Origin of the sequence: Micromonospora sp. WMMC264 (genome assembly GCF_027497275.1) — a bacterium.
Taxonomy (GTDB): Bacteria; Actinomycetota; Actinomycetes; order Mycobacteriales; family Micromonosporaceae; genus Micromonospora; species Micromonospora chalcea.
In genome coordinates this window covers 1,182,590-1,197,871 of sequence record NZ_CP114907.1, presented here as the reverse complement: position 1 = coordinate 1,197,871, position 15,282 = coordinate 1,182,590, and the positions used below count along the sequence as shown (strand labels likewise).

The following is a 15,282-nucleotide window of genomic DNA, read 5'->3' as shown; positions in this document are numbered from 1 at the left end:
CCCCGGTGAGGAGAAAGAAAGTGAGATACGGAAGACTGTCCGGCCTGGTCGCGGCGACCATGACCGGTGTGCTCGCCCTGACCGCCTGCGGCGGTGGCGGCGACGCCAAGGACGACGGTCCGGCGAGCCTGCGGATGACCGTCTGGTCGGCGAACGAGGCGCACCTCAAGCTGTTCAACGAGATCGCCGACGAGTACCGCAAGAACAACCCGGACGTCGCGGAGATCAAGTTCGATCCGCTGCCGTTCGAGAACTACACCACGACGCTCACCACGCAGATCGCCGGCGGCAACGCGCCGGACCTCGCGTGGATCTTCGAGAACTCGGCTCCGGACTTCGTCGCCTCCGGCGCGCTGAGCCCGCTCGACGACACGCTGAAGAAGGCCGACGGCTACCAGTACGACGACCTGTCCCCCGCCACGCTGAAGCTGTGGCGCAACGACGGGAAGCTCTTCGCGTACCCGTTCTCGACCTCGCCGTTCGGCGTGTTCGTCAACAACGACATGCTCAAGAAGGCCGGGCAGAAGACCCCGGCCGAGCTGATCGCGGCCGGGCAGTGGAACTGGGACACCGCGCTCGCCGCGGCCGGCGCCACCGCCGCGAAGTCGGGCAAGGCCGGGCTCGTGGTCCGCGACTTCGACTACAAGGGCTGGGACAACCTGGCCACGTTCTGGACCGGCTGGGGCGCCCAGGCGTGGAGCGAGGACGGCCGCAGCTGCGGGTTCAACAGCCCGGAGATGGTCGAGGCGATGACCACGCTGCACAAGGCGATCTTCACCGGCAAGGCGCTGCCCGGTCCGGGCACGACCGCCGACTTCTTCGCCGGTGACGCGGCCATGACCGTCACCCAGATCTCCCGCGCCTCGCTGCTGAAGGAGAACGGCTTCGACTGGGACCTGGTCCCGCTGCCGGCCGGTCCGAAGGGCCCGTACGCGGTGGTCGGCCAGGCCGGCATCGGCGTGATGAAGAAGAGCCCGCACGCCGAGCAGGCCGCCGACTTCCTGGCCTTCTTCACCAACCCCACCAACTCGGCGAAGCTGGCCCAGTTCTTCCCGCCGCCGCGGCAGTCCCAGCTGACCGCCGAGACGCTGGCGAAGACGAACCCGAAGCTCAAGCCGGAGCAGCTGCAGAAGGTCGTCATCGACGGCATCACCAACGGCACGGTCAAGCCCAGCCACTCCGGGCAGGCCGAGCTGAGCCAGCAGGTGCGCGCCGCGCTCGACCCGCTGTGGAAGGCGGACGCGGACGTCAAGGGCGTACTCGACGGCGTCTGCTCCAAGATCCAGCCGCTGCTGGCGAAGTAGGGCCGAGGATCATGACCCAGACGGACACCAGGGTGGGCCCGGCTGCTGCCGGGCCCGCCCCGGGCCGGGCCCGGCCGTTCTGGACCACCCGCCGCCGGGACCAGCTCACCGGATACCTGTTCATCACCCCGCAGTTGCTCGGCAGCGTGGTCTTCGTGATCCTGCCGCTGGTCCTCGTGGTCTGGTACAGCCTGCACGAGTGGAACGTGCTGGCCGGCAGCTTCGACTACATCGGCACCGACAACTACGCCGCGCTGGCCGACGACCCCAACCTGGGCCCGGTGCTGCGGTCGACCGGCCTGTTCTCGGTCGGCCTGGTCGTGTTCAACCTCGGCCTGGCGTTGCTGCTGGCCGTCCTGCTCAACCAGAAGCTGCGCGGGACCATCGTGTTCCGCACCCTGTTCTTCTCCCCCGTGGTGGTCTCGCTCGTCGCGTGGACCATCGTCTGGGGCTTCCTGCTGCAGGACAACGGCGGCATCAACGGCCTGCTCGACACGATCGGCGTCGACGGCCCCAACTGGCTGCGCGGCGAGGGCACGGCGATGCTGTCGGTGATCGTCGTGCAGGTGTTCAAGAACGTCGGCCTGAACATGGTGCTGTTCCTGGCCGCCCTGCAGGGCGTGCCGGCCGAGCTGTACGAGGCCGCCGAGGTCGACGGCGCGAGCCGGCTGCGCCAGTTCTGGCGGATCACCGTGCCGCTGATCAGCCCGACGATCATGCTCACGTCGATCATCACGGTGGTCGGCTCGCTGCAGGTGTTCGCGCAGATCGCGGTGCTGACCCAGGGTGGACCCGGCACCTCGACCACGGTGCTCGTCTACTACCTCTACCAGCAGGCCTTCCAGTTCCATCACTTCGGCTACGGCGCCACGCTGTCGATCCTGCTGTTCGTCATCGTGCTCGCGCTGACGGTGCTGCAGTGGCAGATGCGCAAGAGGTGGGTCTTCCATGAATCGTGACCTGTCCCGGCGGACCAAGCTGGTGCTCTACGGGGTGCTGATGGTCCTGGCCGTCCCGTTCGTGTTCCCCACCTGGTGGATGGTCACCTCGTCGCTGAAGCCGGTGGCGGACATCTTCTCCTTCCCGCCGCAGCTGCTGCCGACCGATCCGCGGCTGGACGCGTACCAGCGGGTGTTCGAGCTGCAGCCGTTCGGGCAGCAGTACCTGAACAGCCTCTACATCGCGCTGCTGGTCACCGTCGGCACGCTCGCCGTGGCGTCGCTGGCCGGGTACGCGTTCGCGCGGATCCGGTTCCGGGGACAGAACGTGCTGTTCCTGGTCGTCCTCGCGGGCCTGCTCATCCCGAGCGAGGTGACGATCGTGCCGCTGTTCCAGATGTTCTTCAAGCTCGACCTGATCGACACCCACTGGCCGTTGATCCTGGTGCCGATCTTCGGGGCGCCGAGCGTGCTGGCCACGTTCATCATGCGGCAGTTCTTCATCAGCCTCCCCGGTGAGCTGGAGGAGGCGGCGCGGGTCGACGGGCTGGGACGCTTCGCCACGTTCTGGAAGATCGCGCTGCCGCTGTCCCGGCCCGCGCTCGGCGCGGTGGCCATCTTCACGTTCCTGCACAGCTGGAACCTGTACCTGGAACCGATCGTGTTCCTCTCCTCGCCGGACAAGTTCACCCTGCCGCAGGCGCTCACCCAGTTCGTCGACGCGTACGGCGGTCCGATGTGGGACGTCCAGCTCGCGGCGGCGTCGATGACCGCGCTGCCGGTGCTGGCGGTGTTCGTCATCGCGCAGAAGCAGTTCGTCGAGGGCCTCGCGCACACCGGTCTGAAGGGATGACCGAGCCGGTCGTCGGGATCGACATCGGCGGCACCAAGACCGCCGCCGCCCTCGTCGGTCCCGGTGCGCGGGTGCTCGACCGCCGCGAGGCGCCCACCCCCGCGCGCGGCGGGCCGGCCGCGGTGCTGGACACCGCCGCCGGCCTGGCCGCGGACCTGCTCGCCGCCGCCGGCCCCGGACCGGTCGGGGTGGGCACCGCGGGCACCGTCGACCCGGCGACCGGCGCCATCCGGTACGCCACCGACAGCCTGCCCGGGTGGGCCGGCACCCCGGTGGCCGACGAGCTGGCCGCGCGGCTGGGCCGGCCGGTGCGCGTTACCAACGACGTCGCCGCGGCGGCGCTGGGCGAGTGCTGGGCCGGAGCCGGACGGGGCCGGGGGCACGTGCTGCTGGCCGCCGTCGGCACCGGGCTGGGCGGCGCGATCGTCAACGACGGGCGGGGCGAGGGCGGCGCCCGGGGCGCGGCCGGCCAGCTCGGGCACCTGCCGGCACCGGGCGCGCACCGGCTGCGCTGCGGCTGCGGCCGGTACGGGCACCTGGAGGCGATCGCCTCCGGCACCGGCCTGGCCGCCGCGTATGCGCTCACCGGCGGTGACCCGGTCACCGGCCGGGAGGTGGCGCGGCGCGCGGCGGCCGGTGACGCGACCGCCCGGCAGGTCGTCGACCGGGCCGGCGCCGCGCTCGGCGCGGCCCTGGCCGGGCTGGTCGCCCTGCTCGACCCGGATGCGGTGGTGGTCGCCGGCGGCGCCGCCGCCACGCTGCTTCCCGCCGCCACGGCCGCCTACCGGGCGGAGCTACCCGGCGGCTGGGCGCACGTGCCGCTGCTTCCGGCGGCGCTGGGCGCCGACGCGGTGGTGGTCGGCGCCGCCCGGCTCGCCACCGCACCGATCCACCACGACGGAGGAACAAGCACGTGAGTGTCCTGGACGAACTCGCCGGCGGGCTGGTCGTGTCCTGCCAGCCCCTGCCCGACGACCCGGACGACCCGATGCGCGACCCGTACGTCCAGGCCCGCGTGGCGGCCGCAGTGGTCCGCGGCGGCGCGGTGGCGGTCCGGGTCAACGGCCCCGACGACGTGCGGGCCGTACGCGCCGCCGTCGACGTGCCGGTGATCGGGTTGTACAAGCACGGCACGCAGGGCGTGTTCATCACCCCGACCGCCGGGCACGCCCTCGAAGCGGCGCGGGCCGGGTCGCACGTCGTCGCGGTGGACGCCACCGACCGTCCCCGGCCCGACGGCCGGACCTTCGCCGACACCGTCCGCGCGGTCCACGAACAGAGCGACGCGCTGGTCCTGGCCGACGTCGCCACGGTGGCCGAGGGCGTCGCCGCCGTCGAGGCCGGCGCGGACGCGGTCGCCACCACGCTGTCCGGCTACACGCCGGCCGGCCCACCGATCGACGGGCCCGACCTCGGGCTCGTGGCGCGACTCGCCGCGCTGCTGCCCGTGCCGGTGATCGCCGAAGGGCGCTACCGGACCACGGAGCAGATCAGCCGGGCCTTCGAGGCGGGCGCCCACGCGGTGGTGATGGGCAACGCCGTCACCTCACCGCTGTGGATCACCCGCCGGCTGGTACCGGCCACCCCCCGGGCGGCGAGCGCGCCGGAGAAAAGGGAGCATCGATGAAGAGAAGAACCCTTCTTGCGGCCACCGGCGCGGCCGGCCTGGCCACCGTCGCCCTCGGCGGCCCCGCGTTCGCCCGGCCCGCCGGCCGGCGACCGAGCGTGGCGCTGGTGCCGCTGGACGACCGGCCGGTCAACACGTACTGCGCGGAGATGACCGGTGCGAGCGCCGACGCCGAGGTGCTGCTGCCGCCGCGGAACCTGCTGGGCCGTTTCTTCACCCCCGGTGACGGCGCCGGCATCGCCCGCTGGCTCGACGGCACCGACCGCGTCGACGGGTACGTGATCTCGGTGAGCATGCTGGCGTACGGGGGCCTGATCGCCTCGCGTACCGCCGCTCCGGCCCTGGCCGACGCGTTGCGCAACCTGGAGGCGATCCGGCGGCTGCGCGCACGCCGGTCCGACGCGGTGATCGAGGTGCACGACACGATCCAGCGGCTCGCCATCACCAGCACCGGCACCGACCTGGACAACTACCGTGACCTGCTGGTCCAGTGGGCAAAGCTGTACGACCAGGTGGTCAACCTGGGCCAGGAGGCGCTGCGGGGCCAGCTCGACGCCGTGCGGGCGCGCATCCCGGACGCCGTGGTCGAGGACTACCTGGCCGCGCGGGCACGCAACCACCAGGTCAACCGGCTGATGGTGGAGTGGGTCGCGGACGGGACGATCAGCCACCTGGTGCTCTCCGAGGACGACACCGCGCCGGTCGGCCTGGCCCGCGCCGAGCGGGTCGAGCTGGAGGCGCTGGTAGCGCGGCTCGGCGTCGGCGACCGGGTGGAGATCTTCCCCGGCGCCGACGAGGTCAACGCGCTGCTCGTCGCGCGCGTCGTCGCGGCCGGCGCCGCGCCCACCTACCGGGTGGAGTACGCCGGGGTGTCCGGCGAGGGGTGGACCGCCGCGCTGGAGGGCATCCCGTTCGCGGAGAACATCCGCCGGCACGTCACCTCGGTGGGCGGCCGGGTGGTGACCGGCGACGCGGACATCGTCCTCGCGGTGAACACCCCGTCGGCGGCGGCCGGGCAGCGGGCCGCCGACCTGGACGCGTTCGTCGGCCGCATCGGCGAACTGCTGGCCGCCGGCACCCAGGTGATCGTGGTGGACCCGCTGATCGTCAACAAGGGCGACCACGACCTGGTGTCCCGGATGGAGGCCCATCTGGACCTGCCGGCGCTGCTGTCGTACTCGGGGTGGAACACCGGCGGCAACGCGCTCGGGCTGGCGCTCGCGCACGGCACCGCGCGGTGGGCGTACCTGCGTTCGTCCGGCAGCGGCTTCGGCGTGCCGGAGCTGCGCGGGCCGGCCCAGGCGCACGCCGAGTACCTGCTCTACCGGTTCGTCAAGGACGACCCGTGGAAGAACGTGGTGCAGGTCGAGGCGTACGCGCACGCCCGCGCCCAGGGCTGGGATCCGCTGGCGCTGACCGCCGAGCAGAAGCGCTACTTCGACGGCTGGGTACGCGACCGGCTGGTGCCGCTGACCGAGCGGTACTTCGCCGACCACTTCGCCGGGCACGAGCTGGTGCTCGGGGTACGCGGACGTAAGACCTTCACCGCGACGCTGGACCGGGTCACGGCGGTGCGGGTCGAGCTGCCGTGGGACCGGCTGTTCGAGGTCACGCTGGAGCCGAGCCTGCGGCTGCGCTGACCGGTGCGGGTGCGGTCCCCCGGGCCGCACCCGCCTCAGCAGGGCGTCAGCAGGCAGAACTCGGTGCCGTCCGGGTCGGCCAGCACCACGTCGCCGGCGGTGTGCCGGCCCGTACCGGCCCGGGTCGCGCCGAGCGCCAGCAGCCGGTCGATCTCCGCGTCCCGGTCGCCGTCCGCGACCAGATCCAGGTGTACGCGGTCCCGCCCGCCGGCGTCCATCAGCGGCGGCCCGCTCCAGGTGACCTTCGCGCCCCCGCGCGGCGACTGGATCGCGGTCTCCTCGCCGTGATCCCAGACCAGCGGCCAGCCCAGCGCCTCGGTCCAGAACAGGCCGGCCGCCCGGGTGCCGTCGCAGTTGACAGCGCCGAGCGGGCCGCAGCCGGCGAGGAAGTTGTTGCCTGCCCCGATGACGCAGAACTCGTTGCCCTCCGGGTCGGCGAGCACCACATGGTCGTCGTCCGGGCCCTGGCCGATGTCGATGTGCCGCCCGCCCAGCGTCAGCGCGCGGTCGACGGTGTCCCGCTGGGCCTGCGGCGACGCGCTGGTCAGGTCGAAGTGGATCCGGTTCTGCACGGTCTTCGGCGCGTCGCTGGGCAGGAACCGGATGCGGACGTCGCTGTGGGCGTCGCCGCCGAGCGCCACGCCCTCGCGCGGGTCGTCGAGGATCTCCCGGCCGAGCACCCCGGACCAGAACCGCGCGAGCCGCCGCGGGTCGCCCGCGTCCATGCTGACCGCGTAGAGGTGAACCGCCATCCGTCGTCTCCGATCCCCCGCTGCCGACTGGCCGCAGCGTAGGACGGGCCGGGCCGGGCGCGCACCCGGATATCCGGCGGGCTACTTCGCCGGCAGCGTACGCGCGAAGCGGACCCCCCGGTCGACCCAGCGGGCCAGGTCGGCGTCGCGCTCGCAGGCGGCGGGCGACACGGTGACCCAGCCGCGCATCACCCAGCCCCGCATGACTGTCGCCTCGGCGCCGGGCTCGGCGAGCGCGCGCTCGGCCTCGGCCGGGTCGACCCGGACCATCAGGCCGCCCGCGCCGCGCACCACCACCGCCATGTTGCCGCGCAGCATCATCGCCAGGCCGCCGAACATGCGCCGCTCGGTGATCCCGGGCTCACCCCCGAGACGTTCGCGTACGCGGTTCGCCAGGTCCTCGTCGTAGGCCACGGTCCGATCCTGGCACCCGGGTCCGACAGGCGGGCGCGCCTCAGGCGCCGACGCGCTGTTCGGGGATGGACAGGCCGTACAGCGCCATCAGCTCCGGACTGTCGATCCGGCTGCCGTCGGCCACCGAGTCGCACGCGATGTCGACGATCTGGTCCTTGTGCGCCAGCAGGTACGGCCGGGCGCCGACGTCGGCGCTGGCGAGGGTGGCGATGCCGGACCAGTGGCGGCGGCCGAACAGCATCGGGTAACCGCGCAGCCCGTCATAGGTGGCGCAGACCAGCACGTCCGGGTACGGCAGCGCGGTCACCCGGCGGACCGCCGCCGCGGTGAGCCCGGGCATGTCCACCGGCACCACGACGACGGCCTCGATGTCGTCGTCGGTGAGCGCGGCGAGCCCGGCCCGGATCGAGGAGCCCACGCCGGTGCCCCACGCGCGGTTGACCACGATCGTGGCGCCGGTCAGGTCGGTGGTCTGACGCACCTGCTCGGCCGCCGCGCCCAGGACGACCACGACCTGTGCGCAGCCCGCCTCGGCCATCGTGTCGATCATCTGGCTGACCAGCGGCTTCTCGCCCTGGTGCAGCAGCGCTTCGGGTCCGCCGATGCGGCGGCCGCCTCCGGCGGCGATGATCATTGCAGCGATCCGGTTCAGCGGTGCCCCCTCGATCAGGGGACGGACCGGGCACAGCTGCCCGGTCCGTCCCGTCGTACGCACACCGGGCCCAACGAGCACGACCGGATGCGGGTAGCGGGGCAAAACGGAAATTTGCGTGACTATGCCGCGTCTGCGTAGCAGTCGACAGTGGACGTGTCGAGCGGGAACCGGACCGGAGTGTCGCCGAACAGCAGCCGCGTGGCCCGCGCGCCGGCCGCGGTGACCGCCTCCGCGACCGCCGCCGCCCGCCCGGCCGGACAGTGCACCACCACCTCGTCGTGCTGGAAGAACACCAGCTCCGCCTCCGTGCCCGCCAGCTCGGTGCGCAGCGTCGCCAGCAGCGTGGAGGCCCACTCGGCGGCAGTCGCCTGGATGACGAAATTACGGGTGAAACGACCACGCGACCGGGCCGCCCGGGCCGACGGGCTGTGCGGGTCGGCCTCGCCGTCGGGCAGCACCTCCTCACCCTCGGCGAACCCCGCCGACCCCGGCGGGCAGGTACGCCCCAGCCAGGACCGGACCAGCCCGCCCGCCTCACCGGTGCGCGCCGCCGCCTCGACGTAGCCGAACGCGGTCGGATAGTTCTTCCGCAACACCGCCAGCGCCGGCACCGCCGCGCCGCCGGTCTGCCCGTACATCGCCCCGAGCAGGGCCACCTTGGCCCTCGCCCGGTCACCGGCGAACGCGTCCCGGGCCAGCGCGGCATACAGGTCACCGGCCCCACCCGCCGCGGCGAGCCGCTCGTCACCGGAGACCGCCGCGAGCACGCGCGGTTCGAGCTGGCCCGCGTCGGCGACCACGAACGTCCAGCCCGGGTCCGCCACCACTGCCTGCCGGATCACCTTCGGGATCTGCAACGCCCCACCGCCCCGGGTCGCCCACCGGCCGGAGACCACGCCGCCCGGCACGTACTCCGGGTGGAACCGGCCGCCGGCGACCCAGGCGTCGCGCCAGGCCCAGCCGTGCGCCGTCCAGATCCGGTACAGCTCCTTGTACTCCAGGACCAGCGGCGCCGCCGGATGCTCCACCCCGCGCAGCACCCAGGCCCGCGTGTTCGGCAGGTCCACGCCCGCGCGGGCGAACGCCCGCAACAGCTCCGCCGGCGAGTCGGCGTGCACCTGGCGTACGCCGAACGCGTCGGCGATCCGGGCCTGCAACTCGGCCAGCCGACGCGGCGGCCCGCCCACCGGTGACGCCTCACCGAGCAGGTCGGCCAGGATCGCGTCGTGCACGTCGACGCGCCACGGCAGACCGGCCGCGCCCATCTCGGCGGCTACCAGCGCGCCCGCCGACTCGGCGGCCACCAGCAGCCGGAACCGGCCGGGATGGGTGGTCGCGGCGATCCGGGCGAGCTGGTCGGCGTACACCCGGGTCAACGCCGTGACGCCCGGACCGGGCGGGCCCGACGGCGGCTCGAAGAGCGCGGCCTGGGCCTGGCCCGGCGGCTCGGGCGGGCGGGGCGCCGGGTCCGGCGGTACCGGCGCGCCGGTCAGCCGGGCCCAGGCGGCCGGCAGCGCGCGGGGCTCGCCCCAACGGCCGGCGTGCCCGAGCAGCAGCGCCTCGGTCAGCTCGACGTCGTGGCAGCGGTCGAGCCGGACCCCGGCACGCAGCAGCGCCGGGTAGACGCCCGCCCAGGCGGCCCAGAGCCAGCGGGGGTGCCCGGCGGCCTCGCGGGCGGCCACCGCGGCGGCCAGGTCGGTGACCTCCTCGGCCGGGCCGGCCGGGGTGCCGTCGGCGTGCAGCGGTTGCAGCACGCCGCCGCCCCGCTCGTCCGCCACCACCGCCATCAGCACGGACGCATTCTGCCCCCTCCCCCCGACACGCTCCGCGTGTAAGGAAGGGCCCCCTCTTAACGCCTGCGGTAGAGGAAGGGCCCCTTATTAACGCTGAGCGTTAATAAGGGGCCCTTCCTTGCGTCCGGCGGGTTACTTGCCGACGCCGGCGGTGAGGCCGGACTGCACCTGGCGCTGGAAGACGATGTACACGATCAGCACCGGCAGCATCGCCATGGTGACACCGGCGAAGAGTCCGCTCCAGTCCGACTTGTAGCCCTGGTTGACCGACAGCTCGATCAGCCCCTGGGCGATCACCTGGTTCTTCGGCTCGCCGGAGACCGACTGCATGAGCAGCGTCGGCAGGTACCACTGGTTCCACTGGCCGAGCACGTTGAAGATGCCGATGCTGATCAGGCCCGGCTTGGCCATCGGCAGCATCACGCTGAAGAAGGTGCGGGTGTGCGACGCCCCGTCGACCTGGGCCGCCTCGGCGATCGAGTCGGGCAGCGTCCGGAAGAACGAGTGCATGAAGAAGATCGTGAACGACAGCGACCAGGCCACGTAGACCAGGATCAGCATGAGGTGCTTGTTCGGGCCGAGCAGCGGGAGGCTCACCCCGGTGTTGTAGACGCCCTTGAACAGCGGCACCGCGGCCAGGTAGATCGGCAGCGTCAGCCCGGACAGGAACATCCAGTAGATCAGCCGGTTGCCGCGGAACTCGTAGCGCGCCAGCGCGTACGCGGCCATCGAGCCGAGCAGCATCGTCAGCGTCACGCTGAACACGAGCACGAGCAGCGTGTTCAGGAAGAAGCTGTCGATCCCGGCAGTCCAGGCCCGGGCGAAGTTGTCCCACTGCAGTGCGTCGGGGATCAGCGACAGCGGTTCGCGGATCACCTCGGAGTCGGTCTTGAGCGCCGACATCACCACCCACAGCAGCGGGTAGACCACCATGATCGCCCAGACCGCGAGGAACAGGTGCGAGAAGCCGTTGAAGATCCGGCCGCCGAAGCCGTTGCCGACGTCCCGCCGGGCCGCGGGCGGGCGGGCCGGCGGCGCCGTGTCGGACCGGGCCGGACCGGAGGGGTGCGTCACCGTACTCATCGTCCAGACCTCCTCAGAACTCGATCCGCTCACGGCGGGTGATCCTCAGCTGGAGCGCGGCCAGCAGGATGGTGAAGATGGCCAGCGCGACGGCGATCGCGCAGGCGTAACCGAACTGGCCCTTCTGGAAGGCGTTGAACTGGATCACCGAGGCGAAGATCTCGCTGGCGTGGTTCGGTCCGCCCTGGCTCGGCGTCATGACGAAGACCAGCGCGTACATGTCCAGCGCGATGAAACCCAGATAGACCCAGGCGACCGAGATGCTGTCCCGCAGCAGCGGCAGCGTCACCTTGAAGAACGTGTGGAACCGGCCGGCGCCGTCGAGGATGGCGGCCTCGTAGATGTCCTTCGGGATCGACTGCATCGCGGCGGAGAACAGCACCATGTAGAAGCCGGCGCCGCTCCACACCGCGATGAACAGCAGCCACCAGAGCACCGCCGGCACGCCGAGGAACGGCTCCGGGTCGGCGGTGAAGGCGATCGGGTTGTCCGCGTCGACCAGCCCGATCTTGATGAGCAGGCCGTTGATCAGACCCTGCCCGTCGGTGCGGTAGATCTGCTGCCACATGACGGCGATGACCACCAGCGACAGCACCTGCGGGAAGAAGAAGATGACCTTGTAGATCCCGGAGCCGAAGACTCCGCGGATGCCGGCCCTGTCCTCGCGTCCGCCCACGTTGAGCAGGAACGCGAGGAACAGGGCCAGCGCGATCGTGAACAGCGGCACGGTGACCAGGAAGAACACGTTGTGCCAGAACGCCTTCCGGATCAGCTCGTCGGAGAACAGCCGGACGTAGTTGTCCAGCCCGACGAAGCGCTGGGAATCGGAGTACCCGCCCCAGTCGGTCAGCGAGTATCCCGCCGCCTGGGCGAACGGCCACACCACGTAGAACAGGTACAGCGCGACGGGCAGGGCCAGGAAGCCCGTGACGAAACGCGCGACTCCGTGCCGCATTGGACTCACTTCCTCGCGGTGATCAGGCGGTGCGGGTCTGCTTCTTGATCGACGAGTCCTTGGCGACCTTGTCGGCGGCCGCCTGCATCTTGTCGACGAACTGCTGCGCGGTCAGGCGGCCGGCCATGAGCTCCTCGGAGAGGTTCTGGCTCTCCTTGTCCAGGTCGGCGTAGAAGTCCGGGAACTTCACCGAGATCAGGTCCGAGCTGCCGTTCTTCATCAGCGAGTTCGCCGACGCCAGCGCGGTGTCCTGGACGTTGTCGCCGGAGCCCTTGGTGGAGGCCAGCGACTTGGTCAGCTCGGCGAACTTCGCCGAGCCGGCCTTGGAGAGGATGGCCCGCAGGAACTCCTTCGCGGCCTCCTTGTTCGGCGCCTTGCTCGGCACCACGAAGCCCTCGCCGGAGGAGGCGAAGACGTCCTTGGCGGCCTTGTCCCCGCTCTTGCTCCAGTAGTCGGAGATGGTCATCTCGAAGCCCGGCGGGATGGTCGCGGCCATCTCGTTCTTCAGCCAGGTGCCGACCTGGATGAAGGCCGCCTTGCCGTCCAGGAACGCCTGCTGCGACTGGGTGTGGTCGAGCTTGCCCGGCAGCAGCAGCTTGTCCTTGACCAGCTTCTCCCACGGCTCCAGCGCCGCGACGATGCCGTCGGCCTTCCAGGCGCCGTCCTTCAGGTTGTCGATGTCGACGACGGCCTGCTTGCCGACCGCCTTCCAGATGCTGGCGAACAGCGCCCAGCGCGGGTAGTAGCCGTGCACCGCGTCGTGCACGTACGGCGCCATGCCCTTGGCCTTGATCTTCGGCGCGAGCGCGAAGAACTCGTCCCAGGTGGTCGGCGCCGTCCACCCCTCCTTCTTGAACAGGGCCGCGTTGTACCAGTTGCCCCAGACCGTGTACGCCACGTTGACGACGTAGAACTTGCCGTTCTGCGTACCGTCGGCGACCGTGCCGGGCAGCAGGCTGTCGGCGACGGTCCCCTCGCTGTCCCAGGCCGGCGCGGTGAGCAGGTCGTCCAGCGGCTCGATCGCGCCCTCGTTGATCAGCGTGCTGCGGTCCATCATGTCGGCGCCCGAGTTCATCACCAGGTCGCTCGGCTGCGTCGCCATCTTGGGCTGCTCTTCGGTCTTGATCTTCTGGGTGGAAGACATGTTGACCGTGATGTTCGGGTGCTTGGCGTTGAAGATGACCTTGTCTTCCTTGGCCCACTGGTCGCCCAGGCCGCCGTTGAAGACCACCACCTTGACCGCGCTGCCGTCCTTGACGCCGAACGGGTTGTCCTTGCTCTTGGCCGCGCCGCCGCCGTCGGACTTGCTCGGCTCGCTGCCGGCGCAGGCGCTGAGCAGACCGGCCGCCGGTACGGCCAGCAGACCGGCCGCCGCGGCACGCTGCAGCAGGGTCCGACGGCTGACGTCGCCGAACTTCTCGGGAGTAACCGACATCTTGTCTCTCCTTGTGGTGTCGGGTCAGGCGGTCCGCCGGAGGCGCCCGGCGTACCGCGACTCGAGGGCGAGGTTGTGCTCGTCCCCACCGGGGACGTTGGCGGAGAGGTAGACAGGGGGTACCTCTCCGGCCTGGTGGAACCGTCGTACGACCTCGGCGGTCAGCAGCTGCGCCAGCAGCGCCGCGGTGACCGAGGAGACCGCACAGACCGCGCCGCCGCCCTCGAGCGGCAGCAGTGCGTCGCCGTACGGCGCGCCGTTGTCCAGCACGACGTCGGCGAGGTCGGCGAGCCGGTGCCCGGACGGGTGCCGAGGAGCTACCCGGGCGGTGTGCTCGACCGAGGTGACAGCGATCAGCTGGTGGCCGCCGCGCTTGACGAGCGTCGCCAGCTCGACCACCGAGCCGTTGATGCCGGACTGCGAGGCGACCACGAACACGTCCTCCGGCTGCGGCGCCGCCAGCGCGTAGAGCTGGTGCGCCACGGCCGGGTCGCGTTCCAGTTTCGGATCGGCGAGCACGTCGCGGGGCGCGTCGCCGTGCAGCACGAGGTCGTGCAGGGAGAGCCGGTTGGCGGGGACCAGGCCGCCGGCCCGGGCGACCAGCTCGGCGGCGAACGCCTCGGAGTGACCGGCGCCGAACGCCTGGAGGACGCCGCCGGCGCGCAGGCCGGAGGCGATCAGGTCGGCCGCCCGGTCCACCGCGACCGCCTGGGTGTCGACCAGCCGGTCGAGCACCGGGCGGACCGCGTCGGCGTACCGTTGGGCACTGATCATGAGAGGGACCCCTTCGCGGCCTTGTGCCCGTCGACGGCCTGGGCGGTACGCCGGAAGGCCGCGTGGGCGCGGTCGTGGGTACGCTGCGCCACCGCGATGTAGAGCAGGTCGAGCACGACGAGCTGGGGATGCCGGGCGGAGAGCGCGTCCGGCCGGAACGTGGTCGCCTGACTGGCGGTGACCAGCACGATGTCGGCCAGCTCGGCCAGCGGCGAGCGGGGGAATCCGGTCAGCGCGACTGTGGTCGCGCCGCGGCTGCCGGCCTCGGCGAGCAGCTCGATCGTCTCCCGGGTCTGCCCGGTGTGCGAGATGCCGAGCGCGACGTCCCCGGCGCCCAGCAGCGCGGCACTGGCCAGCCCCTCGTGCACGTCGTTCCAGGCCCACGCCGCGACCCCGATGCGGTGCAGGCTGAACTGCATCTCCTCGCCGACCAGCGCGCTGCCGCTGGCCCCGAAGATGTTCACCCGGCTGGCCCCGGCGATGGCGACCGCGGCCCGTTCCACCTCGGCCAGGTCCAGCAGCGCGGCGGTGTCGTGCATGGCCCGCGTGTCGGCGGCCATGATCTGGTCGAGCACCCGGGACAGCGGGTCGCCGGGCTGGATCTCGCGTCCGATGTCGACGGTCCAGCCGGCGGAGCGGGCCCGTCCGGTCTCGGCGGCGATGCCGAGCCGCAGGTCGGCGTACCCCTCGAAGCCCATCGCCCGGCAGAACCGGGTGATGGTCGCCGGTGACGTGCCGCTGCGCTCGGCCAGTTCGACGATGGTGGCCCGGGCCGCCGCCTCCGGGTCGCTGAGCACGTGCTCGGCGACCCGGCGCAGCGCGCCGGTCAACTCCCCCGCGCCGGCCCGGACCCGGGCCAGCACACCGTCGGCGCCCAGCCGGTCGGCCGGACCGGCATCGACCACCGCGGTCGCCGCGGAAGTCTCCACCTCGTGCTCGACCATCGGCGGGCGCCTTTCGGAAAAGAGTGTTAACTGTTAGTGGTAAAAGTTCTTACTGAAGGCCCCTCCGTGTCAAGGCCGTGGGCGAAGTTTTCAAACTGTTACCTGGCGCACGACC

The 15,282-nt window shown here is 71.8% G+C and carries 15 protein-coding genes; 6 read left to right on the top strand and 9 right to left on the bottom strand.

Annotated elements, in window-relative coordinates; genetic code table 11:
• The first annotated feature begins 20 nt into the window (after positions 1-20).
• The 6 genes from O7542_RS05660 to O7542_RS05635 are packed head-to-tail and all read left to right on the top strand — an operon-like array spanning position 21 to position 6,362.
• Entirely contained in the window at positions 21-1,304 is a 1,284-nt protein-coding gene (locus O7542_RS05660; RefSeq protein WP_043329780.1) for a sugar ABC transporter substrate-binding protein, read from the top strand.
• Positions 1,305-1,315: 11 nt separating this feature from the next.
• Positions 1,316-2,263 (top strand): sugar ABC transporter permease, encoded by a 948-nt coding sequence (locus O7542_RS05655; protein ID WP_043329779.1) that lies wholly within the window; start codon positions 1,316-1,318, stop codon positions 2,261-2,263.
• Positions 2,253-3,095, top strand: coding sequence for a carbohydrate ABC transporter permease (locus O7542_RS05650; protein ID WP_013287328.1), 843 nt, complete (start codon positions 2,253-2,255; stop codon positions 3,093-3,095). Before O7542_RS05655 ends, O7542_RS05650 begins: the two co-directional genes overlap by 11 nt.
• Positions 3,092-4,012, top strand: coding sequence for an ROK family protein (locus O7542_RS05645; RefSeq protein WP_069087732.1), 921 nt, complete (start codon positions 3,092-3,094; stop codon positions 4,010-4,012). Before O7542_RS05650 ends, O7542_RS05645 begins: the two co-directional genes overlap by 4 nt.
• The gene (locus O7542_RS05640; RefSeq protein ID WP_043329777.1) at positions 4,009-4,722 is read left to right on the top strand and encodes a putative N-acetylmannosamine-6-phosphate 2-epimerase; all 714 of its coding nucleotides are present in this window, start codon (positions 4,009-4,011) and stop codon (positions 4,720-4,722) included. Before O7542_RS05645 ends, O7542_RS05640 begins: the two co-directional genes overlap by 4 nt.
• The gene (locus O7542_RS05635) at positions 4,719-6,362 is read left to right on the top strand and encodes a DUF4127 family protein (RefSeq protein ID WP_069087731.1); all 1,644 of its coding nucleotides are present in this window, start codon (positions 4,719-4,721) and stop codon (positions 6,360-6,362) included. The genes O7542_RS05640 and O7542_RS05635 overlap by 4 nt, the downstream gene beginning before the upstream one ends.
• 35 nt (positions 6,363-6,397) lie before the next feature.
• On the opposite strand, the gene O7542_RS05630 is transcribed toward O7542_RS05635, so the two are convergent.
• From O7542_RS05630 to O7542_RS05590, 9 genes are all read right to left on the bottom strand, one after another.
• Positions 6,398-7,114, bottom strand: a complete 717-nt coding sequence (locus tag O7542_RS05630; RefSeq protein ID WP_281605793.1) for a VOC family protein — start codon at positions 7,112-7,114, stop codon at positions 6,398-6,400.
• A gap of 81 nt (positions 7,115-7,195) precedes the next feature.
• Positions 7,196-7,528, bottom strand: coding sequence for a TfoX/Sxy family protein (locus tag O7542_RS05625; RefSeq protein ID WP_043329771.1), 333 nt, complete (start codon positions 7,526-7,528; stop codon positions 7,196-7,198).
• 40 nt (positions 7,529-7,568) lie between these two features.
• On the bottom strand, positions 7,569-8,162 hold the full coding sequence (locus O7542_RS05620) for a nucleotidyltransferase family protein (protein WP_281605792.1): 594 nt from the start codon (positions 8,160-8,162) through the stop codon (positions 7,569-7,571).
• Between the two features lie 140 nt (positions 8,163-8,302).
• Complete coding sequence (locus O7542_RS05615; RefSeq protein WP_281606448.1) at positions 8,303-9,970, bottom strand: bifunctional 3'-5' exonuclease/DNA polymerase; 1,668 nt, start codon at positions 9,968-9,970, stop codon at positions 8,303-8,305.
• A gap of 138 nt (positions 9,971-10,108) precedes the next feature.
• The gene (locus tag O7542_RS05610; protein ID WP_043329769.1) at positions 10,109-11,059 is read right to left on the bottom strand and encodes a carbohydrate ABC transporter permease; all 951 of its coding nucleotides are present in this window, start codon (positions 11,057-11,059) and stop codon (positions 10,109-10,111) included.
• Between the two features lie 13 nt (positions 11,060-11,072).
• Positions 11,073-12,014 carry a sugar ABC transporter permease gene (locus O7542_RS05605; RefSeq protein ID WP_043329767.1) on the bottom strand — a complete coding sequence of 314 codons (942 nt, stop codon included), beginning with the start codon at positions 12,012-12,014 and terminating at the stop codon, positions 11,073-11,075.
• A 22-nt stretch (positions 12,015-12,036) separates the two neighbouring features.
• Positions 12,037-13,449 carry an N-acetylglucosamine/diacetylchitobiose ABC transporter substrate-binding protein gene (gene ngcE / locus O7542_RS05600; protein WP_043329765.1) on the bottom strand — a complete coding sequence of 471 codons (1,413 nt, stop codon included), beginning with the start codon at positions 13,447-13,449 and terminating at the stop codon, positions 12,037-12,039.
• A 24-nt stretch (positions 13,450-13,473) separates the two neighbouring features.
• Positions 13,474-14,223: an SIS domain-containing protein gene (locus O7542_RS05595; RefSeq protein ID WP_030500334.1), complete on the bottom strand. Its 750-nt coding sequence runs from the start codon at positions 14,221-14,223 to the stop codon at positions 13,474-13,476.
• The gene (locus O7542_RS05590; RefSeq protein WP_043329763.1) at positions 14,220-15,167 is read right to left on the bottom strand and encodes a MurR/RpiR family transcriptional regulator; all 948 of its coding nucleotides are present in this window, start codon (positions 15,165-15,167) and stop codon (positions 14,220-14,222) included. The genes O7542_RS05595 and O7542_RS05590 overlap by 4 nt, the downstream gene beginning before the upstream one ends.
• Positions 15,168-15,282 lie beyond the last annotated feature (115 nt).